Origin of the sequence: Streptomyces sp. NPDC002328, from assembly GCF_042890065.1 — a bacterium.
GTDB lineage: Bacteria > Actinomycetota > Actinomycetes > Streptomycetales > Streptomycetaceae > Streptomyces.
The window spans coordinates 36756-60414 of record NZ_JBIARQ010000031.1; the positions used below are offsets into that span (position 1 = coordinate 36756).

The 23659-nt window shown below is 68.0% G+C and carries 20 protein-coding genes and 1 pseudogene; 14 read left to right on the top strand and 7 right to left on the bottom strand.

What is annotated here, in order from left to right; genetic code table 11:
- Positions 1-78: 78 nt before the first annotated feature.
- The 5 genes from ACFYX4_RS38755 to ACFYX4_RS38775 all read right to left on the bottom strand — a co-directional run bounded on the left by ACFYX4_RS38755 (position 79) and on the right by ACFYX4_RS38775 (position 4100).
- A complete protein-coding gene (locus ACFYX4_RS38755; protein WP_389344247.1) occupies positions 79-249 on the bottom strand; it encodes an alpha/beta fold hydrolase in 171 nt (56 codons plus the stop codon).
- Positions 204-851 (bottom strand): alpha/beta fold hydrolase, encoded by a 648-nt coding sequence (locus tag ACFYX4_RS38760; RefSeq protein ID WP_389344249.1) that lies wholly within the window; start codon positions 849-851, stop codon positions 204-206. Before ACFYX4_RS38760 ends, ACFYX4_RS38755 begins: the two co-directional genes overlap by 46 nt.
- 82 nt (positions 852-933) lie before the next feature.
- Positions 934-1902 (bottom strand): aldo/keto reductase, encoded by a 969-nt coding sequence (locus ACFYX4_RS38765; protein WP_389344251.1) that lies wholly within the window; start codon positions 1900-1902, stop codon positions 934-936.
- Positions 1903-1935: 33 nt separating this feature from the next.
- On the bottom strand, positions 1936-2913 hold the full coding sequence (locus ACFYX4_RS38770; protein ID WP_389344253.1) for an aldo/keto reductase: 978 nt from the start codon (positions 2911-2913) through the stop codon (positions 1936-1938).
- 290 nt (positions 2914-3203) lie between these two features.
- Positions 3204-4100 (bottom strand): helix-turn-helix domain-containing protein, encoded by an 897-nt coding sequence (locus ACFYX4_RS38775; RefSeq protein ID WP_389344256.1) that lies wholly within the window; start codon positions 4098-4100, stop codon positions 3204-3206.
- 189 nt (positions 4101-4289) lie between these two features.
- Between ACFYX4_RS38775 and ACFYX4_RS38780 the strand changes: the two genes are divergently transcribed.
- From ACFYX4_RS38780 to ACFYX4_RS38810, 7 genes are all read left to right on the top strand, one after another.
- Positions 4290-4949: an SDR family NAD(P)-dependent oxidoreductase gene (locus tag ACFYX4_RS38780; protein WP_389344258.1), complete on the top strand. Its 660-nt coding sequence runs from the start codon at positions 4290-4292 to the stop codon at positions 4947-4949.
- Between the two features lie 560 nt (positions 4950-5509).
- Positions 5510-6391, top strand: coding sequence for a carboxymuconolactone decarboxylase family protein (locus ACFYX4_RS38785; protein WP_389344260.1), 882 nt, complete (start codon positions 5510-5512; stop codon positions 6389-6391).
- Positions 6388-7227, top strand: coding sequence for an SDR family oxidoreductase (locus ACFYX4_RS38790; protein ID WP_389344262.1), 840 nt, complete (start codon positions 6388-6390; stop codon positions 7225-7227). The genes ACFYX4_RS38785 and ACFYX4_RS38790 overlap by 4 nt, the downstream gene beginning before the upstream one ends.
- Before the next feature lie 206 nt (positions 7228-7433).
- Entirely contained in the window at positions 7434-8477 is a 1044-nt protein-coding gene (locus ACFYX4_RS38795) for an NAD(P)-dependent alcohol dehydrogenase (RefSeq protein ID WP_389344264.1), read from the top strand.
- A 159-nt stretch (positions 8478-8636) separates the two neighbouring features.
- Entirely contained in the window at positions 8637-9479 is an 843-nt protein-coding gene (locus ACFYX4_RS38800) for an SDR family oxidoreductase (protein ID WP_389344266.1), read from the top strand.
- A gap of 39 nt (positions 9480-9518) precedes the next feature.
- Positions 9519-9938: a cupin domain-containing protein gene (locus ACFYX4_RS38805; protein ID WP_389344268.1), complete on the top strand. Its 420-nt coding sequence runs from the start codon at positions 9519-9521 to the stop codon at positions 9936-9938.
- A 25-nt stretch (positions 9939-9963) separates the two neighbouring features.
- Positions 9964-10950, top strand: coding sequence for a zinc-binding alcohol dehydrogenase family protein (locus ACFYX4_RS38810; protein WP_389344270.1), 987 nt, complete (start codon positions 9964-9966; stop codon positions 10948-10950).
- Between the two features lie 72 nt (positions 10951-11022).
- Here the strand turns inward: ACFYX4_RS38810 and ACFYX4_RS38815 are convergent, their stop codons facing one another.
- Entirely contained in the window at positions 11023-12069 is a 1047-nt protein-coding gene (locus ACFYX4_RS38815) for an NAD(P)-dependent alcohol dehydrogenase (protein ID WP_389344272.1), read from the bottom strand.
- Positions 12070-12329: 260 nt separating this feature from the next.
- Between ACFYX4_RS38815 and ACFYX4_RS38820 the strand changes: the two genes are divergently transcribed.
- The 6 genes from ACFYX4_RS38820 (at position 12330) to ACFYX4_RS38845 (ending at position 20455) form a co-directional block, all read left to right on the top strand.
- A complete protein-coding gene (locus ACFYX4_RS38820) occupies positions 12330-13235 on the top strand; it encodes a helix-turn-helix transcriptional regulator (protein ID WP_389344274.1) in 906 nt (301 codons plus the stop codon).
- A gap of 79 nt (positions 13236-13314) precedes the next feature.
- On the top strand, positions 13315-14274 hold the full coding sequence (locus ACFYX4_RS38825; protein WP_389344276.1) for an aldo/keto reductase: 960 nt from the start codon (positions 13315-13317) through the stop codon (positions 14272-14274).
- 63 nt (positions 14275-14337) lie between these two features.
- Complete coding sequence (locus ACFYX4_RS38830; protein WP_389344278.1) at positions 14338-15324, top strand: aldo/keto reductase; 987 nt, start codon at positions 14338-14340, stop codon at positions 15322-15324.
- A gap of 1525 nt (positions 15325-16849) precedes the next feature.
- The gene (locus ACFYX4_RS38835; protein WP_389344280.1) at positions 16850-18124 is read left to right on the top strand and encodes an FAD-binding oxidoreductase; all 1275 of its coding nucleotides are present in this window, start codon (positions 16850-16852) and stop codon (positions 18122-18124) included.
- Between the two features lie 68 nt (positions 18125-18192).
- Positions 18193-18891: a flavodoxin gene (locus ACFYX4_RS38840; protein ID WP_389344282.1), complete on the top strand. Its 699-nt coding sequence runs from the start codon at positions 18193-18195 to the stop codon at positions 18889-18891.
- Positions 18892-19231: 340 nt separating this feature from the next.
- The gene (locus ACFYX4_RS38845) at positions 19232-20455 is read left to right on the top strand and encodes an aldo/keto reductase (RefSeq protein WP_389344284.1); all 1224 of its coding nucleotides are present in this window, start codon (positions 19232-19234) and stop codon (positions 20453-20455) included.
- A 54-nt stretch (positions 20456-20509) separates the two neighbouring features.
- On the opposite strand, the pseudogene ACFYX4_RS38850 reads toward ACFYX4_RS38845, so the two are convergent.
- Positions 20510-20791 (bottom strand): annotated as a pseudogene (locus ACFYX4_RS38850) (IS5/IS1182 family transposase); the annotation flags it as partial.
- 318 nt (positions 20792-21109) lie between these two features.
- On the opposite strand from ACFYX4_RS38850, the gene ACFYX4_RS38855 reads away from it, so the two are divergent.
- The gene (locus ACFYX4_RS38855; protein WP_389344286.1) at positions 21110-23557 is read left to right on the top strand and encodes a SpoIIE family protein phosphatase; all 2448 of its coding nucleotides are present in this window, start codon (positions 21110-21112) and stop codon (positions 23555-23557) included.
- Positions 23558-23659 lie beyond the last annotated feature (102 nt).

Sequence of the window (23659 nt, forward strand, 5' to 3'; positions counted from 1 at the left end):
TGTCAGAAGATCATGGAAGGGGTGACGCCCCGGCACCCCGAGGCGTTGCCGCGGCAACACGAGGCCGCCTCGCTCCGGTCAGTCGCCGAGAAACTCTTCGACGAGGGTCGCGAGGGCGATCGGTGTCTCCACCATTTGGTGGTGGCCGGCGTTGCCGACGACTGCGAGCTGTCCGTTCGGGTAGTGCCGCATCCAGGTCTGGTTCATGGCGTCGGCGTTGGTCGCCGGGTCGTTCTCACCGACCACCACCAGTGCGGGCAGCGGAGCACCCGTGATCTCGGCGGAGAAGTCGGTGGTGTTGACGGGTCGAGGTAGCTGCGGAAGGCGTCCGGGCCGACAGCCTTCATCGACTGCTCTGCCCAGGAGGCGACCCAGTGCGCGGACAGCTTGCCGCCAGTGGACGAGTCGATGATGATGCGGCGGTTCTCGACCTTGTGCGCGGCCTCGGCGAGCAAGGGGTAGGCCTGCTCCGGGATGCCGAGACCGTTCGCGGGCGCGGGGCTGAGCCCGACGAGCTTGCGCACACGCTCGGGCGCCTTGAGTACCACCTGCTGGGCCGGCATCCCGCCGAGCGAGTGCCCGATCAGGGAGAACTCGCGCCAGCCGAGGCTGTCGGCGAGCAGGAGGACGTCCGAGGCGATCTCGTCGCACGTGTAGGAGCCGTCGACGTCGATGGCATCACCGAAGCCGCGGGCGTCCATGAACGCGTAGCTGAAGCGGGTGCCGTCCAGGTACGGCCACCAGGGGCTGAACGACTCGTGTCCGGCGAACAGCGAGTGCAGCACGATGACCTTGTGGGCCCCGCTGCCGACGACATGGGCGGGCGGAACGTAGGGTCTGGTCTCGGTCATGATCTCCGCTTCCGGTGGATCGGTGTTCTCTACGGATGTTCGGCTGGTGGGGTGCGGCCCGTCGGGGGCCAAGTGCGGAGGTTCAGTAGTAGCGGCCGCCCTGTGGGGTGGGCAGGGCGTCCAGTTCAGCGAGGTTTTCGGCGCTGAGCTGCACGTCGGCCGCGCCGGCGTTGTCCAGCAGGTACTTGGGGGTCTTGGTGCCGGGGATCGGGACCACGTACTCGCCCTGAGCCAGCACCCACGCCAGCGCCACCTGAGCAGGAGTGGCACCGATGCGCTCGGCGAGCTGCCGGACCTTCTCGGCGAGGGCGAAGTTGGCGCGCAGCGCGTCCTGCTGGAAGCGGGCCAGGCCGCGTCGGAAGTCGTCCTGCGGCAGGTCGTCGAAGGAGGGGAACCGGCCGGTGAGGAAGCCCTTGCCGAGCGGTGAGTACGGCACGAAGGCGATGCCCTGCTCCTCGCAGTACGGCAGCACCTCGGTCATCCAGTCCCGTGTCCACAGCGACAGTTCGGATTGCACCGCCGTGACCGGATGCACGGACTGGGCCCGCTTGATCTGCTCGACACTCACCTCGGACAGACCGATCGTGCGGGCCTTGCCCGCCTCCACCGCCTCCGCCAGCGCGCCCACGCTCTCCTCGATCGGCACATCCGGATCGACGCGGTGCAGGTAGTAGAGGTCCACGTGGTCCGTGCCCAGACGCCCGAGACTCTCGTCGATCGAGCGACGGATGTGCTCCGGCCGGTTGTTCAGACCGGGTACGGGCTTCCCCTGGGCGTTACGGGTGAGGGCGCCGACCTTGGTGGCCAGCACCGCTCGTTCCCGGTGGCCCTTGGCGAGAGCACGGCCGAGCAACTGCTCGTTGATCAGGGGGCCGTACACGTCGGAGGTGTCCAGCAGGGTCATCCCCAGATCGAGGGCCTGGTGGATCACCGAGACCAGCTCGGCCTCGTCGCGCGGGGTGGCCAGGTCGTAGCCGAAGCTCATGCCCATGCAGCCCAAGCCGATGACGCCGACCTCGGGTCCGTCGGGTCCGAGTGTGGTGGTGCGCATGTGTTCCTTCCGAAGGTCGTCGGGCGGGCCGGGTCAGTGGTTGACCAGCCGCATGCCCGCCTCGTGGAGGCGGTCGCCGGCGGCCGGGGCGAGGTTGTTCAGGCGGGTGAGCTGCTCGGCGGTCAGCACGACGGCGTCGGCCGCGGTGTTCTCCTCGACGCGGGAGACGCGCTTGGTGCCGGGGATCGGGGCGATGTCGTCGCCCTGGGCCAGCAGCCAGGCCAAAGCCACCTGCGCGGGAGTGGCGTCGACCTCGGCGGCGACGGCCTCGACCTCCTCGACGATGCGCAGGTTGCGCTTGAGGTTCTCCTCCGTGAAGCGGGGGTTGTTCGCCCGCCAGTCGTTCGCCTCGAAGTGCTCGGTGGCGCGGATCTTGCCGGTGAGGAAGCCGTGGCCGAGCGGTGACCAGGGCACCAGGCCGATGCCCAGCTCCCGCAGCAGCGGCAGGATCTCCGCCTCCACGTCCCGCGTCCACAGCGAGTACTCCGACTGCAGGGCGGCGATCGGGTGCACGGCGTGGGCGCGGCGGATCGACTCGGGGGCCGCTTCGGACAGACCGATGTGGCGGACCTTGCCCTCGGTGGCGAGGTCGGCGAGGGCGCCGATGGTCTCCTCGATGGGGGTGTTCGGGTCGACGCGGTGCTGGTAGTAGAGGTCGATGTAATCCGTGCCGAGCCGCTTGAGGGAGCCCTCGAGCGCGGTGCGGAGGTTCTCCGGCGTACCGTCGATCATGCCGCCGGTCCTGTGCGAGAGCATGCCGAACTTCGTCGAGAGGACGACCTGCTCACGCCGGTCCTTGATGGCCCGGCCGACGAGTTCCTCGTTGACGAAGGGGCCATATGCCTCAGCGGTGTCGAGCAGGGTGACGCCGAGGTCGAGCGCCCGGTGGATCGCCCGGATGGACTCAGTGTCGTCCGGGGTCTCGCCGGGGCTGAGGTAGACGCCTGACATCGTCATGGTGCCCAGGCCGATGCGGGAGACGTCCAGGCCCCCCAGCTTGATGTACTTCATGACTCCAGTGCTCCGCATGTCGTTCGGAACGGATCTTCAGTGCACACCCAGCGTGCTCGCTGCGCTCGCCGGATGGCAGGGCGGGTTGGGCCGGGGAGCGGGGTTCAGTGGTGTGCCAGGGCACCCCACGGGCACCCCACGGGCTCCGCCTGTGGGCAGCACTCAGCGATCTTGGGGCCCGGAAGTATCGGTGGGAGCCGGCGACTCTGTGGGCGGGCGAGGGGCAGTGGTGGCGCGAACCGCCCAACCACGCAGCGGACCGGTGACGGTGACGGTTTCGCCCGGTGGCCTCAGCGGTTCTGCCGCGGGTCGGGCTCGGGCGCCGGATGGGCAGCCTGCTCGCGGTCGATGGTGGCTGCCCAGGTGGCGAGGAGTTGGAGCGCGTCTTCGGAGGGCGATCCGGGTTCGGGGCTGTAGGAGATGAGGGTGAGGCCGGTGTCGGCGTCGATGGACATCGACTCGTAGGCCAGGGTGAGGTCGCCGACGACGGGGTGGTGGAACTCCTTGACGCCGTTGCGGTGCAGCTGCACGTTGTGTGCTGCCCAGCGGGTGCGGAAGAACTCGCTGCGCGTGGACAGCTCACCGACCAGGTCGGTGAGTGCCTTGTCGTAGGGGTCGCGACCGGCTGCCCAGCTCAGCACGGCGACGGTGTCGTTGGCGACGCCCTCCCAGTTACCGAAGAACTCCTGTGCCCGCGGGTCGAGGAAGACGAACCTGGCGTTGTTGACGGACGGGGGCTGGTCCTGGAACAACGGGGAGAACAGGGCCCGCCCCAGGCGATTGGCGGCCAGGGTGTCGAAGCGTCCGTTCCACACGAGGGCGGGGATGGCAAGGGCGTCCAGGACGCGCTGGACGGCAGGACGTACATGTGCTCTGGCGGTCCGGCGTGGCCGAGCCGTGGCGTTCGCGGCGCGGACCAGGTCGAAGAGGTGGGTGCATTCGGCCTCGGTGAGCTTGAGCGCTCGCGCGATGTTGTCCAGGACGCTGTCGGAGACCCCGCGGGCGTTGCCGCGTTCCAACCGCGTGTAGTAGTCGACACCGACTCCGGCCAGGAGCGCGACCTCTTCGCGGCGGAGGCCCGGGACCCGCCGGGAGTCCCCGCCATAGACGGGCAGCCCCGCTTGCTCGGGCGTGATCCTGGCCCTGCGAGAGGTCAGGAATTCACGGATCTCTTTGCGCCTGTCCATTTTTCGAGGTTAGGTCCCTTGCCCACGGCCTGGGAGGACCTGTCAGTACCTGTGTCAGCAGGCTCTCCCTCATCGGCCGCCCTGCCTGTTTCATGGACGGCGCACCGCAGGCGGGAATGTCCGCCGCATGCATGACTTGGATCACCGCTGTCCCAGGGACGGCAGAACATCGGGAGAAGATTCAGAGATATGAGCAAAGGAACCGCCCTCATCGTCGGTGTCGGCCCCGGCCTCGGCCTGGCGCTCGCGGAGGCTTTCGCCCGGGACGGTCACCCGGTCGCGCTCTTCGGCCGCGACGCCGACCGCCTCGGGAAGCAGGCGACGGAGCTGACCGGCCAGGGCTTTGTGGCGGCGGCGTACCGGGCCGATGCGGGGGACCCCGAGGATCTGCGAACCGCGCTCGGCCGAGCGGTGGACGACCTCGGCGCGCCGGAGGTCCTCGTCTACAACGCAGCCGTGATGCGGGCTGACACCCCCACGGGACTGGACGCCGCGGCATGGGCGCAGGCCCTCGCGGTGAATGTCACCGGGGCCGTGGTCGCCGCCCGGACGGTCCTTCCTCTCCTGCGGGACGGCCGGGGCAGTCTGCTCTTCACCGGCGGCGGTTTCGCCCTCCAGCCCTCGCCCGAATACACCACGATGTCGGCGGGCAAGGCCGCCCTGCGCGCCTACGTCCAGGCCCTCCACGCCGACCAGCACGGCTCGGACGTGCACGTCTCAACCGTCACCGTTGCCGGCAACATCGGAGGCGAGGACCCGCGCTTCGCTCCCGACCTCCTGGCCGCTGCCTACCTCGACCTGCACCACCAGCCGAAGGACCAGTGGCAGGCCGAGCTCGTCTACGCCTGACAGCAAGCCCTCAGGGCCGAGGCGGGGCACACGCTCCGGCCGGTACTTACACCTGCTGGGCCACCTGCTCCACTGCGCGGCCGGCAGCTCATTGCCCGGTTCTGGGAACCGTCGCCAGGTGCCGTTTTTCGGCGTCGCCTACCCGGAGGTGACGGGAGAGGGTGTCGGCCGCGGCTGGTCTGGGCCGCGGCTGGTCCGGCTCCGGGTACGGCGGACGCGCAGTAAGCCTCCCAGTTCGGTGCCGCCGCCGTGCTCGTGAGCCGTGACGCCGGTCCTTCCCCGCCGCCGCGGTGACACGCCCGGTCAGGGGTGCCCTGTCACACCCTGGCTGGCCGCTCCCCGGAACATCGGGGCCTGCCTGTCACCGGCTTACAGGGGCACGCTGGAGGACGTCGGTGCCTGCGCACATGGAGCACCGGCCGACTGGAAGGCGCTGCCGTCCGGCAGGTTCCGCATCGCCTGTCCAGGCCTCGGTGACGCGCCGGGGAGACGAACGACGAGAGGGAACGAGCGATGCAGCACATCGAGCTGCGACACCTTTCCCGGATGGGGCCGGTGCCATGGGCATGTCCCACGGCTGGGGCGAATCGTGCACCGGCGAGGCGGAGTCCAACCGTTCCCCGCACCGGGTCCTGGAGGCGGCCGTGACCCTTCGCAAGCCCAACGAAGCCGCCGCGGCGGCACATGAGCGGCTGTTCCCCGGCCACGTCTCCAGCCTCGCGGTCACCGATCCGGAGCTGATCGAGTACTTCGACAACTTCGCCTTCGACGAGGTACTGCGCCACACCGCCGATCTGCCCGAGCGCGCCCGGCTGATGACGCAGCTCGCCGCGATGATCGGCGTCGGCGCGGTGGCGGAGTACCGGATCATGCTCGGCGCCGCCCTCACCATCGGCGTCACCCCGGTGGAGGCGAAGGAGATCGTCTACCAGGCGGTGCCGTACGTCGGCATGGCCCGCGTCTTCGACTTCCTGCACGCCACCAACGAAACGCTCACCGACCGCGGTGTGCGCCTGCCGCTGGAAGAACAGTCCACGACCACCCCCGCCACCCGAAGGGCGGAAGGTCTGGCGGTGCAGAAGCGGATCGTGGGCGACGAGACGGTGGACGCCCTGTACGCCAATGCTCCCGAGGATCAGCAGCACATCCAGGAGCTGCTGAGCGCCAACTGCTTCGGCGACCACTACACACGCACGGGCCTCGACGTCCCCACCCGCGAGCTGCTCACCTTCGCCATACTGGCCGCGCTCGGCGGCGCGGACGCGCAAGTACGTGGACACGTGGCGGCCAACCTGAACGTGGGCAACACCCGCGCCACTCTGATCGCCGTTCTCACCGGCCTGCTGCCGTTCATCGGCTATCCCCGCACCCTCAACGCTCTGAGCGCCGTCGACGCCGTTGCCCCGTCCCCGGGCGCCCCGGCCCCAAAGGAAGAAGCATGACCACACGCACTTGGCTCATCACGGGCGTTAGCAGCGGCTTCGGACACGCCCTGACCACTCAGTTGCTGGAGCGTGGAGACCACGTCATCGGCACGGTCCGTTCCCTGGACAAGGTGACCGATCTGCGCGAGCGGTATCCGGACGCCTTCCAGGCGAAGATCCTCGACGTCACCGACACCACTGCGGTCCGCGTCGTGGTGGACGAGGCGTTCGCGGCAGGCCGCGTCGACGTGATCGTCTCCAACGCCGGGTACGGGCTGTTCGGCGCCGCCGAGGAACTCACCGACGCGCAGGTGAACCACATCATCGCCACCAACCTCACCGGATCCATCACGCTGATCCGTGCGGCCCTCCCCCATCTGCGCGCACAGGGCGGCGGACGCGTCATTCAGCTGTCCTCCTACGGCGGTCAGGTCGCCTTCCCCGGCAACTCCCTGTACCACGCGACCAAGTGGGGCATCGAAGGCTTTGTCGAGTCGGTGGCCCAGGAGGTCGCTCCGTTCGGCATCGGCATGACGATCGTCGAGCCCGGCGGTGCTCGCACCGAGTTCCGTTACGGCAGCGCACGAGTCGCCGACCTCACCGAGGTGTACGACGCCACCCCCGCGCACGCTTTCAAGGCGATGCTCGACCCCGCGAACGGCTTGGCGCCCGGGGACCCTCAGCGTATGGCCGCACGCATCATCGAATCTGTCGACGTCGAGCCCGCCCCCATGCGGGTGGTCCTCGGCTCGCAAGCCCTGGACTCCACCCTCGACGTGTTGCGCAGGAGGACCGCCGACTTCGAGTCGCAGCGGGACCTGGCGAAGTCCACGGATTACCCCGCCGGGGAATGACCGCACGACGCAGCAGGCGCTGGCAGAGGCCAACTCACATCTCCACCAGCGGCCGGCCCCGACGAACGGGGGCGTCAGCGCTGGTTGTTGCCTGAACGGCGGAGGCGCCGCCGCTACCTGCCCCACGGACCGGCCAACCCGTCCGGGACAACCGGGCAAGAACCGCCCACCCGTCACGTACCCGCACCGGTACTGATTGGAGAACCATGCTCACCGTCAACGCGTACGGAGCGACCTCCGCGACCGACCCGCTCGTCCCCATGACGGTCGACCGTCGCGAGGTCGGCCCACACGATGTCCTCATCGAGATCAAGTACACCGGCATCTGCCACTCCGACATCCACCACGCCCGCAGCGACTGGCGGGAGGAGACCTACCCCCTCGTTCCCGGCCACGAGATCGCCGGCGTCGTCAAGGAGGTCGGCTCCGACGTCACCCGGTACGCCGTGGGCGATCGGGTCGGCGTCGGCTGCATGATCGACTCCTGCCGCGAATGCGTCAACTGCCGCAAGGACCAGGAGCAGTACTGTCTCAAGGGCAACACGCTCACCTACGGCTCCCTCGGCGAGGACGGCCGCCTCACCCAGGGCGGCTACGCCACTCACATCGTCGTCACCGAGGACTTCGTCCTCCGCATCCCCGACGGCATCGGACTCGACGCCGCCGCGCCCCTGCTGTGCGCGGGCATCACCACGTACGCACCCCTGCGCCGCTGGGGTGCCGGCCCCGGCAAGAAGGTGGCCGTCGTCGGTCTGGGCGGGCTGGGTCACATGGCCGTCAAGCTCGCACATGCGATGGGCGCCGAGGTCACCGTGCTGTCGCAGTCGCTGAAGAAGATGGACGACGGCCTGCGCCTGGGCGCCGACCACTACCACGCCACCAGCGACCCGGCCACCTTCGAGCAGCTCGCCGGTACCTTCGACGTCATCGTGAACACGGTCAGCGCCCGGATCGACCTCGATGCCTACCTGGCGCTGCTTGCCACGGACGGCATCATGGCCAACGTCGGCGCTCCCGCCGAACCCGTCTCACTCAACGTCTTCGCCCTCCTCGGCGGACAGCGGGCCCTCGCCGGCTCCCTGATCGGAGGCATCCGCGAAACGCAGGAGATGCTCGACTTCTGCGCCGAGCACCGCATCGGTTCCGAGATCGAGGTCATCCCGGCCGAGAAGATCAACGAGGCGTACGAGCGTGTCCTGGCCTCCGACGTGCGCTATCGGTTCGTCATCGACATCGCCACGCTGAGCTGAGCCCCTCTGGTGATGCCGAGTCGCCCACGGCCCCGTCGTCGGCCCAGGGCGACATCGCGCCCCTCCCCGGGCACCGAGCGCGTGTCGCGGGTGAAGGAGAACACCGCCCCCGACTCACCGTCCGGCCCCCACCGCGCCGGCAGACAAGGAAGCACCCACATGAGCAAGGTCATCTTCGTCACCGGTGCCGGGCGCGGCCTGGGCACCGACATCGCCCGACAGGCCCTGGACGCCGGCCATCCGGTCGTGGGCACCGCCCGCAACCCGCAGAAGGTCATCGACGCCCTCGGCGGGGAGCAGGACAACCTGCTAGCCACCTCCTTGGACATCACCAGCCCGGACACCGCCCGCGCCGCGGCCGAGGCCGCCATGGAGAAGTTCGGCCGTATCGACGTGCTGATCAACAACGCCGCCACCTTCCAGGCCGGCTACTTCGAGGAGATCTCCGACGCCCAGATGCGGGCGCAGATCGAGACGAACCTGTTCGGCCCGATGAACGTCACCCGCGCCGTCCTGCCCGTCATGCGCTCCCAGCGCGCCGGTCACGTCGTCACCATCTCGTCGATCGCCGGCCTGGTCGGCCAGGAGTTCTGCGCGGCCTACGCCGCCTCCAAGTTCGGCGTCGAGGGCTGGATGGAGTCCCTGCACTTCGACCTGGAACCGTTCGGCATCCGCACCACGATCGTCGAGCCCGGCTTCTTCCGCACCGAACTGCTGGTGGACGCCTCCACCAGCTGGGCGGAACTGTCCCTCGACGACTACGCCGAGCGCACCGCCGAGACCAAGAAGATGTGGCAGTCCATGAACGGTCAGCAGGCCGGCGATCCCGCCAAACTTGCCGACGCCCTGCTGAAGGTCATCGACCTGGATCAACCGCCACTGCGGTTCGTCGCCGGCGACGACGCGATTCCCACGGCCGAGGGCAAGGGCAAGGAAATCACCGACCAGGCGAGCGCCTCCCGCGCCCTGGGCACCGGCCTCTCCCACGACGACGCTGCCTGACCATCCGGTCCCCCCACGCGATCAATTCGAGGAGCACTCATGGAATTCGTCAAGCCGCAGCCCACCGGCAAGGGGCCCGAGGACTGGTTCAACGGTGACGTCTGGTTCGACGTCATCCACGCGGGCCGAGAGCCGTCCCGTATCCGCGCCAACATGGTGCGCTTCGCCCCCGGCGCCCGCACCGCCTGGCACCACCACGCCGTCGGCCAGACCCTCCACGTCGTCGCCGGCATCGCCCTGATCGGCACCCGCGACGGCACCGTCTACGAGGCCCACCCCGGCGAGACGGTGACCTGCCCGCCCGGCGAGGAGCACTGGCACGGCGCCACCGAAGAACACTTCATGCAGCACCTCGCCCTGTGGGACGGCACCGCCCCGGACGACGACAGGCCCGAAACCACCTGGCTGGAGCACATCACCGACGAGCAGTACACCGGCCCGCGCACCCGCAGCCACTGACCTCAGACCCGAAGGAAAAGTGCACATGTCCGAGACGATGACCGCCCTGTTCGGCGGTGCCGGACCCGACTGGACACCACGTCAGGTCCCGGTACCCCAGCCGGGTCCCGGGCAGGTCGTGGTGCGTGCCCATGCGGTGGCGCTCAACAACGCGGACGCCTCCATGCTCGCCACCGCCGACCCGACCTCCGGCGGCACCGGCAAGGAGTACCAGGCCGGCTTCGAGTTCGCCGGTGAGGTCTCCGCCGTCGGGGACGGCGTCCGGACGCATGCCGTCGGCAGCCGCGTGATGGGCACGACACCAGGCAGCTTCGCTCAGTACGTCCTGGCCGATCACCGCCACGTGCTGCCCGTCCCCGACGAACTCGGCTACGAGGAAGCGTGCGCGCTGCCCACCGGGCTGCTGACCGAACACGGTGCCCTCAGCGTGGCCGGCTTCCAGGCCGGACAGTCGGTGCTCCTCACCGGCGCCACCTCCAGCATCGGCCTGATCGGCGTGCAGATCTCCCGCGCCCTCAAGGCAAGCCGGATCATCGCCACCACCCGGTCGTCCGCCAAGCGGGAACTCCTGGAGAAGGCCGGAGCCGACACCGTCGTCATCACCGGCGAGCAGGACCTGTCCCACGCGGTGCTGGAAGCCACCGGCGGCGAGGGCGTGGACGTGGCCCTGGACCACGTCGGCGGCCAGACCTTCGCCGCCTGCCTGCCCGCCACCCGCACCGACGGCGCCGTGGTCAACATCGGCCGCCTGGACCAGGCTGCCTCCACCATCGACCTGGACGCCCTCTCCTATCGCCACCTGCGCGTCCGGGGAGTCTCCTTCGGCTTCACCCGTCCCGCTGAACTCGGCTCCGTCATCGCTACGGCCGGCCGGCGACTGCTGCCCGCGGTCGCCGACGGACGGGTACGGCCCCTGATCGACACGACACTGTCGTTCGACACCGCCGCCCAGGCCGCCGAACGGCTCCGCTCCCACCAAGCCCACGGAAAAGTCGTTCTCACCGTCCCCTGACACCCGGCCCCGCCAAAGCCCGGTCCGCCCTCCGGCGCTGATACCGGAGGGCGGACGGTGAGAGCGTGCTGGTCAGGCCAGCGACGCGATGTCGATCACGAAGCGGTAGCGCACGTCGGAGGCGAGGACGCGCTCGTACGCCTCGTTGATCTTCTCGGCCGGGATGACCTCGATCTCCGCGCCGATGCCATACTCGGCGCAGAAGTCGAGCATCTCCTGGGTCTCGCGAATGCCGGCGATCAGCGAGTACGTGAACACACGGCGGTTGGCGGCAACGGCGAACGTCGGGAACGAGATCTCCGGTTCCGAGGAGGCGCCCAGGGTGACGAACGCACCGTCCAGGGCCAGCAGGTTCATGTAGGCGCCCCGGTCAACGTTCCCGCTCACGGTGTTCAGGATGACGTCAAAGCTTCCGGCCAGCTTCTCAAAGGTGGCCGGGTCGTTGGTGGCGTGGTAGTGGTCCGCGCCCAGGCGCAGCCCGTCGTCCATCTTCTTCAGCGACTGCGAGAGGACGGTGACCTCGGCGCCCATGGCGTGCGCGAGCTTGACGCCCAGATGGCCGAGACCGCCCAGGCCGATAACGGCCACCTTCTTGCCGGGGCCGGCACCCCAGTGGCGCAGCGGCGAGTACGTCGTCGCGCCCGCACACAGCAGCGGGGCCGCCTCGTCCAGCCCGAGCCCATCGGGGATCCGTACGACGAAGTCCTCGGTCACCACGACGTGGGTGGAGTAGCCGCCCTGAGTGCGCGTGCCGTCCTTGTCCGGGGCGCCATAGGTCAGGGTGTTGCCCTTGAGGCAGTACTGCTCCTCGCCCTTGAGGCAGTTCGCGCACTCGCGGCAGGAGTTGACCATGCAGCCGACGCCGACCCGGTCACCGACGGCGTGCTTCGTGACCTCGGAGCCGACCTCGGTGACGATGCCGGCGAACTCGTGGCCGGGGACGACGGGGTAGGTCTGCGGGCCCCACTCGCCGCGGACGAAATGGATGTCGGAGTGACAGATGCCGCAGTACTTGATCTCGATGAGGACGTCGTGCGGGCCGACGTCACGGCGCTCGATCGTGGTCGGGGCGAGCGGTTCGGTCGCGGAGGTCGCGGCATAGGCGTTGACGGTGAGCACGGTTTCTCCATAAGGACGGGGTGGCGCCGGGCAGCCGGGGGGCCGCCGAGTCCGTCCCCGTGGCCTTCCGAGCGCGGCCACGAGCTGGATCGTCGCGGTGCGCGGCTGCCGGGAACGGAGATGTTTCTACGAGCATCAAGCCTGCGCTTCCGGCTCGTCATGTGGCAGACCGCGCTGTAGCCGGGAGTGCTGTTCAGTGCCGTGACAGGGCACCCCGCCCGCCTTCCACCCAGGTCGTGGTGTCCCCACACTCGGAAGACATGGATCGTGAGCAACACAGCAGCGGCACCGAGCTGGGGCGCTACCTACGCGCCCGACGGGCCCAGGTGACCCCCGAGGAGGTCGGCCTGCCACCCGGTACCGGCCCACGTCGCACACCGGGACTGCGCCGCGAGGAACTGGCCACCCTCGCCGGAATCAGCATCGACTACTTCACCCGGCTGGAGCGCGGCAAGGAGACCCGCCCCAGCCCGTCCGTCGTCGACTCCCTCGCCAGCGCCCTCCGGCTGGAGGAGCCGGAACACGACCACCTGCGCAGCCTGGTCGCACATGCCGCCCGTACCGCTCCGGAACCGCCCACCGCGCCCAGCCGCTCCGTGCGGCCCGGAGTGAAGATCCTGCTGGAGGCCATGCGACCCCAGCCCGCGCACGTGGTCAGCCGCACGGGCGACGTACTGGCCTGGAACCCGGGCGGACTGCGACTGCTCGCCGGAATGGAGGACTGGCCCGCGAGACAGCGCAACATCGCGCGCTACGTCTTCCTCCACCCCGCCGCCCGAGACCTCTTCGACGACTGGGGCAACCAGGTCCGCGGCTGCGTAGCCCGCCTGCGGGCCCTGGCCGGCACCGACCCGGACGCCCCCGACCTCACCCAGCTCGCCGGTGAACTCCTGCTCAAAAGCCCGGAGTTCGCCCGACTGTGGGAACGCTACGACGTCCGCGGCCACTCGTATGGCCGCAAGACGTTCCACCATCCGGACGTCGGCGACCTCACCCTCGGCTACCAGTCCATGCAGCTGGAAGGCACCCCCGGCCACCGGCTGGTCGTGTACCACGCCGAGCCCGGCAGCACCGAGTACGACGCGATGGTCCTGCTCGATCTGGCGGCGTCCGACTCGGCGCACGCGTCGGGGATCGGAGCGTCGCGGACCGGGTTCACGGACTGACGCGCCCCCCTTCCAACAGGTCGTCGACCGACACGCCATGCGCCCGTCCAAACCCCCAAAGACCGAAAGGACGAACGGCATGCGCATCACCACGCTCGGCACCAAGGGACCCGAGGTCGGCGTCGTCGGCCTGGGCTGCATGGGCATGAGCTTCAGCTACGACCAGGCGACCCCGCGCGACGAGGCCGAGCTGGTCTCGGTGATCCACCAGGCCCTCGATCTGGGGATGACTCTGCTGGACACCTCCGACGTGTACGGCCCCTACACGAACGAGCAGTTGGTCGGGCGAGCCCTGGCAGACGGCCACCGCGAGCGCGCCGTACTGGCCACCAAGGTCGGCGTGCTGGCCAAGGACGGTGCGGTCACCGGCGTCGACGGCCGCCCGGAGCACATCCGCCGCTCGATGGACGAGAGTCTCGGGCGTCTGGGCACGGACCACATCGACCTCTACTACCTGCACCGCGTCGATCCGAGTGTGCCGATCGAGGAGAGCGTGGGCGCGCTGGCGGAGGCGGTGGAGGCGGGCAAGGCCCGTGCGATCGGTCTGTCCGAGGTGAGTGTCGAGCAGATCAAGCGGGCCCAGTCCGTGCATCCGGTGACGGCGGTGCAGTCCGAACTGTCGCTGTGGACACGGGACTGGATGACCGAGGTGCTGCCGTACTGCGAGGAGCAGGGCATCGCCTTCGTGCCGTACTCACCGCTCGGCAAGGGCTTCCTCACCGGCCGGTTCCCCTCCTTCGACGACCTGCCGCAGGACGACTTCCGACGCGGCCTGGCCCGCTTCCAGGACGACGCCCTGGCTATCAACCGCGCCATCACCGACAAGGTTCGCGAGATCGCCGACCGCATCGGTGCCACTCCTGCTCAGGTGGCGTTGGCGTGGGTGCTGGCCCAGGGTGAGCACGTGGTCCCGATCCCCGGCACCAAGACCCCCAAGTACCTGCTGGACAACGCCGGCGCGGCCGATGTCCAGCTGAGCGCCGAGGACCTCGCCGAGCTCGACGGCCTGCCCATCCCGCAGGGCGGCCGCTACTACTGAACCGACACCGGCAAAGCACCACAACAGATCAACCCCACACAGATCAGACAGAGGAAGTTGGTCATGGAGTACACGCGCCTGGGAACCTCGGGCCTGAAGATCAGCCGCATCGCACTCGGCTGCATGAGCTTCGGCGACCCCGCGAAACGGATGCCATGGGTGCTCGACGACACGGCGGCAGAGCCGATCTTCCGGCAGACCGTCGAACTCGGCATCACCTTCTGGGACACCGCCAACATCTACGGCCTGGGCACCTCTGAGGAGATCGTCGGACGCGCGCTGCGCAAGTACACCCAGCGCGAGGACATCGTCCTTGCCACAAAGCTGTTCCAGCCAATGCATCAGGGGCCGGGCGGCTCGGGGCTCTCGCGCAAGGCGGTCATGGAGCAGATCGACGCCTCGCTGCGGCGCCTGGACACCGACTACGTCGACCTCTACCAGATCCACCGCTTCGACCCCGAGACACCGGTCGAGGAGACGATGGAGGCGCTGCACGACGTGGTCAAGGCCGGCAAGGCCCGCTACATCGGCGCCTCGTCGATGTGGGGGTGGCAGTTCGCGAAGCTGCAGCACGCCGCGGAGGCGAACGGCTGGACGAAGTTCGTGTCCATGCAGGATCACTACAGTGTGATCCACCGCGAGGAGGAGCGGGAGATGTACGGCCTGCTCGCCGACCAGGGCGTGGGCAGCATCCCCTGGAGCCCGCTCGCCGGGGGAAGGGTGACCCGCCCCTGGGGCGAGCAGGGCACGACGCGCAGGTCGGAGGAGGACCGCCAGGTCGACATGAACGGCCGGCCGCTCTTCCTCGACAGCGACAAGGCCATCGTCGACGCCGTGCAGAAGATCGCCGAGGGTCGCGGGGTGTCCATGGCGCAGATCGCGCTGGCCTGGGTGCTCAAGAACCCGGTGGTCTCAGCTCCGATCGTGGGCGCCACCAAGCCGCACCACCTGGCCGACGCCGTCGCCGCGCTCGACATCCAACTCACCGGCGACGAGATCGACGCTCTTGAAGCACCGTACGTGCCGCGCCTGCCCATCTTCTTCTCCTGACCGGTCGGCACGGGCCGACGTACCGAACCGGTACCCGGACGCGACCGGCGTGCCGAGTTGCAGCCCTGCAGGCGCCGCATCGGCCACGGCCGGGTGCGGCCGGCCGCTGAGGACCCGCGGCCACCGCACGGTCTTCGGGAGTCCACAACTCCCGAAGACCGTGCGGTGGCCGTGCCTGTTCCCACACGATCCTTGGCGGGCAGTCGGCGCGGCGAAACCTGGAATTGCGAGTCGAACTGGTCGGCCACCGCCTCGTACCTGCGGCCGGCACCGACCCGGCGGCTCTTCCTGCTGATGTCCCCGGCCGGCTCCGGCCGCGCCCGGGCGTGCCTGCGGTGCTCTCATCTCGTGGCCCGAGCCTCCCACGTGGTGAGCCCGCTTATAGCAGACAAGTGATCTGCCTGGGAGGCATGTTGGGTGCCCTGTCAGTGCCCTGATCAGCGCTCCCTGGCACAGCACGGCCTGTCGTTTGGTGAGTCCTTCGGGCAAGGTGGGTGACGAACGTGGAACTCCCGCGCGCTCATGGTTGATGCGCTGTTCATGGCGGACCCCGCGCCGGTACAGCCACTCGACGGCGTACACCCTTTGCCACCGGGGATTCCCGGAGCGCTGCAAAGGGCGAGGTCTTTCCCGCTTCCCCGACAAAAGTCGAACGCAACGAGAACGGCCGGAAGGAGGGAGCATGCCGCGAGACAGGACACCCCAGTTCGTGCTCGCTCTGGCCGCTCTCCTCGTAGGTCTGCAGTTCCTCGGTGTGATGGCGCCCGGCGGATCTGGGCATGCCGCCTACGGCTCTGCCCCGGTGCCCCTGGAGCGGTCGACGGACGTAGCCGTCGCCGACGCCGAACGCACCGACGAGTTCGCCCCCTGCGGAGACGCCGGGCAGATCGCGGGCCTGAAATCACGGCCCGCGGGCCGTGACCGTCGCCACGCCGTGGAACCCGACGCGGAGCGCTCCGCTGCCGGTGCAGTGCGGAACGAACGCACCGCACTGCCTCCGGGCGGCCTCACGGCATCCCCCCTCGCGTCGCGATCCCCAGCCACCGGCTCGCTCGCATCACTCCAGTTGCTCCGCTGCTGAGTCGGTCTGCGGACCGAGCCGGCTCCCGCCCCACTCACGCCACGCTCACCGGGCACTGGATGTACTCGGTGTCACGGACATCGTGGTGTGCGCACGAGCGTTGACGCGTCGCCGTATGGCGGTGACGGCCTGACGTACGGCGCCCGTTCCCTCGCAACGAGAGTGCCGCCAGGCGATCCACGCAATGGAAACAGGAAGAGTACTCGATGAGCCATAACTCCAAGTCGCCCTCACCGAGAAACGCTTGCACGTGAATCCGAAATACAAAGCGATTACCCTGATCGTTGTTGCCGCCCTGATTATGGCAACACTCATTTACGTCAACCTGCAAAATGTGCGAGACACGGGCAGCCGAGGAGTTTCCCTCGCGGGTGATGCCGGGACGCCTGAGGTCGAACAACGGTCGAGCGAGCCGAACCGGACAGCTCAGGTGGAGTCCTGACGATGCTACGTAAACTGCTCTTCTGGAGCTTCGCGGTGGTGTTTCCACTCCCGCTGATTCTCACCTACGAGTTCGTGGCCACTGAACCCGACCTCCTGAAATTCTACGTCTTCCTCGGCCTGATTGCCTATACATGGTGGCTGTTGTCCATCCTGCTCAGCGTGAGACCGGCCTGGCTGCACCGTTTCGCGGGACTTCCGTCCATCTACGGCCTGCATGGGGCACTCGGCATACTGGCAATCGCCGCGGCATATGTACACCGCGACAACTCCTACTCTCCGAGCCACCTAGCCCGAATCCTGGGGGATTGGGGGTTCTACGGAGCCCTCGCAGTGCTGTGCTACTCGATGTTCTTCATGAGCGGGTGGTTCGTCGACAGGTCGAGACTGCTGCTGAGGGTCAAGGGACTCCTGGAGACCGTCCTCCGCCGGCGGCTCTCCGTGTGGATTCACCGACTCAACCTGGTGATCGTGGCGATGATCTGGCTGCACGCCCACCTGCTCGTGAGAGTGAACCAGTACTTCGTGTTCATGGCGCTTTTCGATCTGTACACAGTGGTGACGTTCGGTATTTATGTCTGGAAGAAATGGATAGCGCCCGACACGTATCTGATGGGGACAGTCACCAGCAATGAAATGCGCGGTGGGGCGACCCGCAGGGTGTCGGTGGGCCTCGACAGCAAAGCGGCGACCCTGCAGCCAGGTGACTTCTTCTTCCTCAGCTTCGAGGGGTCTTCTTCTGTGAGCAGGGAATGGCACCCTTTCTCAGTGACGGACTACAACCAGAAGACTTTGGCCTTCACCATTCGACAGCACGGAGACTTCACCCGCCGCCTCGACAATGTCGAAGTAGGAACCCGAGTCCGCCTGGAGGGCCCGTTCGGCCGCTTCGAATCGATCGTCCAGGGGCGGAACCACGAAGCTCCTCTCGTGCTCGTCGGGATGGGCGCGGGCGTTGCGCCGCTGCTCAGCCTGGCAGCAGCTCACCACACCACGCGGAAGATTCATCTGCTGTGGGCCGTCCGTAGCCCGGAAGACGCCTATTACCGTGACGTGATCGAGGAGTACCAGGCGACCTCCGGAAACCGCATGCAGGTCACCATCAGTGTCGGCCGGTTCCGCCGTGAAGATCTCGCCAGCACGCTGTCTGCAGAGGCAGTCGCGAAGGGCGCGTTCTTCATTGTGGGTCCGAACCCCGCCGTGTTGGCGAACCAGCGTATCTTGCGGCGCATTGGAGTCTCTGCACGGCGAATACACCATGAACGCCTCACCATGTAGACGTTGCAGCCTTAGTTCGTCGTGGCCCCAGGAAATCGACCATCGCCGACGAGACGGAGTTCACTGAGATGACAAGCACCACGCGCCGGAAATTTCTTGCACTGACCACCGTCGCACTGGCGGGAGCCGGAACCGCGGGCTGTTCAATAATAAGAGGGGCAGGCGAGGCGCTCGGCGGTTCCGAATCCTCGAAAACCGCCCCGCCATTGGATAAATCACGCACTTTGGTCGCCTACTTTTCGATGCCGGAAACCGATGATCCGAACAACATGACGGAGAACGAACAGAACAGCACTCATGTCGTTGATGGAAAGGTTCTCGGGAACACCCAACACGTTGCTCAAATCATCGGGGAGAGCACGGGTGCCGAGGTATTCCGCATCGAGACAGCGGAAGATTTGCCCCTCGATCATAAAACACTGTCAGATCTCGCACTAAAACAGCAGGAAGACGACGAAAGGCCGAAACTCAAAGCCTTCACACCGAACCTTGCAGAATATGACACCGTATTCATCGGCTATCCGATCTGGTGGTACAGCCTGCCGATGCCGATGCACACGTTCCTCGAACAGCACGATTTTAGTAAAAAAACCATCATTCTATTCACGACCCATGGCGGAAGCCGCCTGTCGGGAACTGTTGAAGTCGTCACCAAAAAGCTTGCTGGTGCCACTGTGATCAGTAATGCGTTCACGATCTCACGAGACGATATGGACAATGCCGAGGCGGAGGTGAGCGATTGGCTCGACAGTCTCGGGATTTCATGACGCCCGCCAGTTGCGGTCCTGCGGCCCGGGCCGAGCCCGAGCAAAAGGGACCTTTGCCCGGTTTTTGGGGGGCACTGGTACGGCGTGGAACAGCACGGCCTCCCACCCCGGCGGGCGCTCTGCTTGAGTTTTACTGACCGCCCGGCACCATCGGCACCACAGGACGCGCCCCTCACCGGACGAGCAGGAACGTCGTCCGAATTCACGGACGTGGTGGGCCGATGCCTCCGGACGAAGTGCCCAGGTGCTCATTCCGACGCGGTCTGCTTCTTCGCCACCGACTGTGATGCGGTGACGCACCGAGGGTGCTCCCAACCGACGAACATGAGGGATGTAACGCATGCACGAACACGAGAGCACGCCGAACGGCAACTCGACCGATCGCGGCCGTCGCGGCTTCCTGATGGGTGCGGCCGGGCTGGCAGCCACCTCGGTGGTGGCCGCGCCAGCCACACTGGCACAGGCGCACACCGCATCGTCCGCGACCGGCACCAAGGGCCCCGTCGGCCGTCGCAACCCGGTGACCGCAGCCATCACGCAGACTGGTCACCGTCGGCTCGGGTCCGGGCCCGGGTCCCTGAAGGTCTCCAGCATCGGCCTCGGCACCCAGACCATGCCGGGCAACCTCTACGGCCCCGTCACCAGCCGCAAGGACATGGTCGCCCTCGTCCGGACGGCCGCCGACCAGGGGGTGACACTCTTCGACACGGCCGAGGCGTACGGGCCGTTCGAGTCGGAACGGATCATCGGCGAGGCCCTCCGGCCCGTCCGCGACGACGTGGTGATCGCGTCCAAGTTCGGCTGGAACATCGACCCGGTCACCGGCGCGAACACCGGCCGGAACAGCCGTCCGGACCACATCCGGCAAGTCGTCGACGGCATGCTGAAGCGCCTGCGGACGGACCACATCGACCTCCTCTACCAGCACCGGGTCGATCCCGCCGTCCCGATCGAGGACGTCGCGGACACGGTGAAGGACCTCATGGCCCAGGGCAAGGTGCTGCACTGGGGCCTGTCCGAGCCGGGTCTGGGGACCATCCGCCGGGCCCACGCGGTCCTGCCCCTCACCGCGATCCAGAACGAGTACTCCACACTGTGGCGCGGACCGGAAGAGCAGGTCCTGCCGCTCTGCGAGGAACTCGGCATCGGCTTCGTGTGCTTCTCGCCCCTGGGCACGGGCTTCACGACCGGCACGATCAATCCCTACACCCGGTTCACGGAGGGAGACCGCCGGACCGCAACACCCCGCAACAGCCGGGACAACATGGCCGCCAACATGCCACTGGTACAGCTGCTCCAGGACTGGGCCGTACGCAAGGGTGCCACGCCCGCCCAGATCGACCTCGCCTGGCTGCTGGCCCAGAAGCCGTGGATCGTGCCGATCCCCAGCACCACCAGGCTGTCACACCTCCTGGAGAACATCGGCGCCGAAGAAGTCAGGTTCAGCCCCGACGAACTCCAGGAACTGAACGCCGCAGTCGCACGCATCACCATCCATGGTGAGCGGCTTTCGCCGGCGGGCCTCGCGCTGACGGGCGTCGAAGCACCGCCACGGACCGGCTGACCGGCTGACACAAACCGAACAGCGCGTGCACAGGGGTCGCGTATCGAGTCGTGATCAATGGGCGGTCCGGGTGACGTATTTGATCCAGATCATCGAGGCGCGCAGGTGTAGGCCGGCGAGGTAGCTGTCCGGGGTCTTGTCGTATCGGGTGGCGACGCCTCGCCAGGCCTTAACTTGTCGATCAGGCGCTCGACGGTGTTCCTCTCCTTGCACAGGTCGGCGGCGTGGCTGACGGGCCGACCGCCCTCCGGAGCCCTTCTTCTTCCGGTTGGCGGCCTGGTCCTTCTCCAGTGGCCACAGGTCGGCGCACCCGGGCGAACTACACCCTGAGCGGTTCGGGACCCAGACGCAGACGTGCTCTGCCAATCGCCGCCATGATCGGCACCCGCCAGATGTCCTCCCACCGTCGCTCGCCGTCGGGCAGGAATGCACGCGTGAGCACCCCGCGCCATGCGATCCGAGAACTGGTTACCGGCCGGCGACTTCACCCAGCGAACGGGCACCCGCAGCAGCGTGCGGATGATTCATGACGATTAAATCGTCACAATGAAGACATATGATCGCTTCGTCTGCGTGCGCATCCGGGCGTCAGGGCACGCCGGAGAGCGGCGAAAGATCTTTGCGAGAGCGAGATCAGCACCCGTGGAGGGACCCATGGCCACCGACAAGGTTCCAGGGGCGTCCGAGTACGTCTTCGACGAGGCGCTCAGTGCCAACGTCACCGTCGACGAGCACGGCATCGTGACCAGGTGGAATGCGGGAGCTGAGGCATTGTTGGGGTACCCACCCGCACAGATCGTGGGACGGCCCGCAGCCGGCCTGCTGGCCGAGCCGATCGACGAACGAGAGCTGCGGTCCGTCGTGCAGCTGCCCAGGTGGAACGGGCGGGTCGCCCTTCGGCACCGCGACGGCCACCGCTCGGAGATCAAGGTCCTTGCGCACAGAAGGGCGCCGGACGGCGGGCAACCCGGAGAATGGTTCCTGGTTTCCGCACTGACGGGGCTGCGGCCCCGGCCCGGGGACGACACTCTCGTGAGCCTGAACCACGAGCAGGTCGCGGGCTGCCTCATGACGCTGTACGACACTGGACTGCGCCTGCGGCGGCAGAACCAGGCCTGCGATCATGCCCTGGCCCTCACCGAGGACGATGTGCGCGGACTGCGACTTCCGGAGTTCCTGGACCATCCGGAGATGGACAGGGTGGAGCAGTCCATGCTGCGGGTGCTGGAGACTGGTGAGCCGCACGTCATGCAGGTCTTCGGGAGCACCCCCGGCGAGACCCGCGAGCACGCCTGGTCGATCTTCATCACCCCGTTGAAGGACGAGGGCGGCCGTGTCCAGGGCATCGGCACGGCCTCTCATGACATAACCGACCAGCATTGGGCACGTAAGCGGCTCATGCTGCTCTCGGATGCCAGCACGCGTATCGGCAGCACCCTGGACGTGACGCGGACGGCTCAGGAACTGGCGGATGTGGCCGTCCCGGAATTCGCCGACTTCGTCAGCGTCGACCTGCTCCCCTCCCTCGCCCTCGCACACGAGCCGCCCCCGGAAACCGGCACCCCGCACGGTCCCGTCTCACTGCGTCGCGTCGCCCACCGGTCCGTGAACGCGGGAACTCCCGAGGCGGTGGTCGCGCCGGGCGAGGAGGACAGCTATCCGGAGGGCTCCCCGCCGGTCGAGAGCCTCAGGTCGGGACAGGCCCTGCTGCACCACGCCACCGACCCAGCGATCACCGAATGGACGGCCATGGCTCAGTCCCGGGCCGCCCGGATCCGCGACTTCGGCATCCACTCGGCGATCACTGCGCCCCTGACCGCCCGCGGCGCCACCCTGGGCGTCGTGGTCTTCGTCCGCCACCGGCATCCCGAGGTGTTCCGCGAGGACGACCTGGTGCTGGCCGAGGAACTGGCCGCCAGAGCGGCGGTCTGCATCGACAACGCCCGGCGCTACACCCGCCAACTCGCCACCGCGGTCACGCTGCAGCGCAACCTGCTGCCCCAGGCCCTGCCCGCGCAGGCCGCGGTGGAGGTCGCGTCCCGCTACCTGCCGGCCGGCGCCCAGGCCGGGGTGGGAGGGGACTGGTTCGACGTCATCCCGCTGTCCGGCGCCAGGGTCGGACTCGTCGTCGGCGATGTCGTCGGCCACGGCATCCACGCCTCCGCCACCATGGGACGGCTGCGCACCGCCGTGCTCACCCTCGCCGACATCGACCTGCCCCCCGACGAACTGCTCACCCACCTCGACGACATCGTCGCCCGCCTGTCCACCGAAGTGAAAGACGCCCCGCAGCCGGACCCCGGGGCGCCCACCACCGGAGATGTCGGCGCGACCTGCCTGTACGCCGTGTACGACCCGGTGTCGCGCCACTGCACGATCGCCCTGGCCGGACATCCAGCACCCGTCCTGGTCACCCCCGACGGCACCGCGAGACTGCTCGACCTCCCCGTCGGCCCCCCACTAGGACTGGGCGGACTCCCCTTCGAAGCGACCGACATCGAACTACCCGAGGGCAGCCTCCTGGCCCTCTACACCGACGGGCTCATCGAATCCCGCGAACGCGACATCGGCAGCGCCCTGTCCCTGCTGTGCCAAACCCTCGCCCAGTCTGCCGCCCCTCTGGACAACCTGTGCGACGCCGTTCTGGCCGCCCTGCTGCCCGACCGACCGTCCGACGACATCGCCCTGCTCATCGCCCGCACCAAAGCACTGGACACCGAATGGGTCGCCACCTGGGAGGTGCCTGCGGACCCGGCCGCCGTCGCCCAAGCGCGAAAGGAAGCCACGACCCAACTGGAAGAATGGGGGCTGGACAACGCCTGCTTCGTCACCGAACTGGTCGTCAGTGAACTCGTCACCAACGCCATACGGTACGGCGCCCCGCCCATACATCTGCGTCTGATCCACGATGGAAACCTCATCTGCGAAGTCTCCGACGCCAGCGGCACCGCCCCCCACATGCGCCGCGCCCGCACCTTCGACGAAGGCGGCCGCGGCCTGCTCCTGGTCGCCCAGCTCACAGCGGCATGGGGCACTCGCCAAACCACCCAGGGTAAAGCCATCTGGGCGGAACAGCCCATCCCCATGTTCCCCTCCCCATGAGCCCATAGAGCCTAGTAGGGCTTGGTCATCTTCACTCGTGAGTGGCGTGTCTGCTTTGTCGTCGGTGTCGTTGAGTTGGTGTGACACCTGAGGAGATGGCCT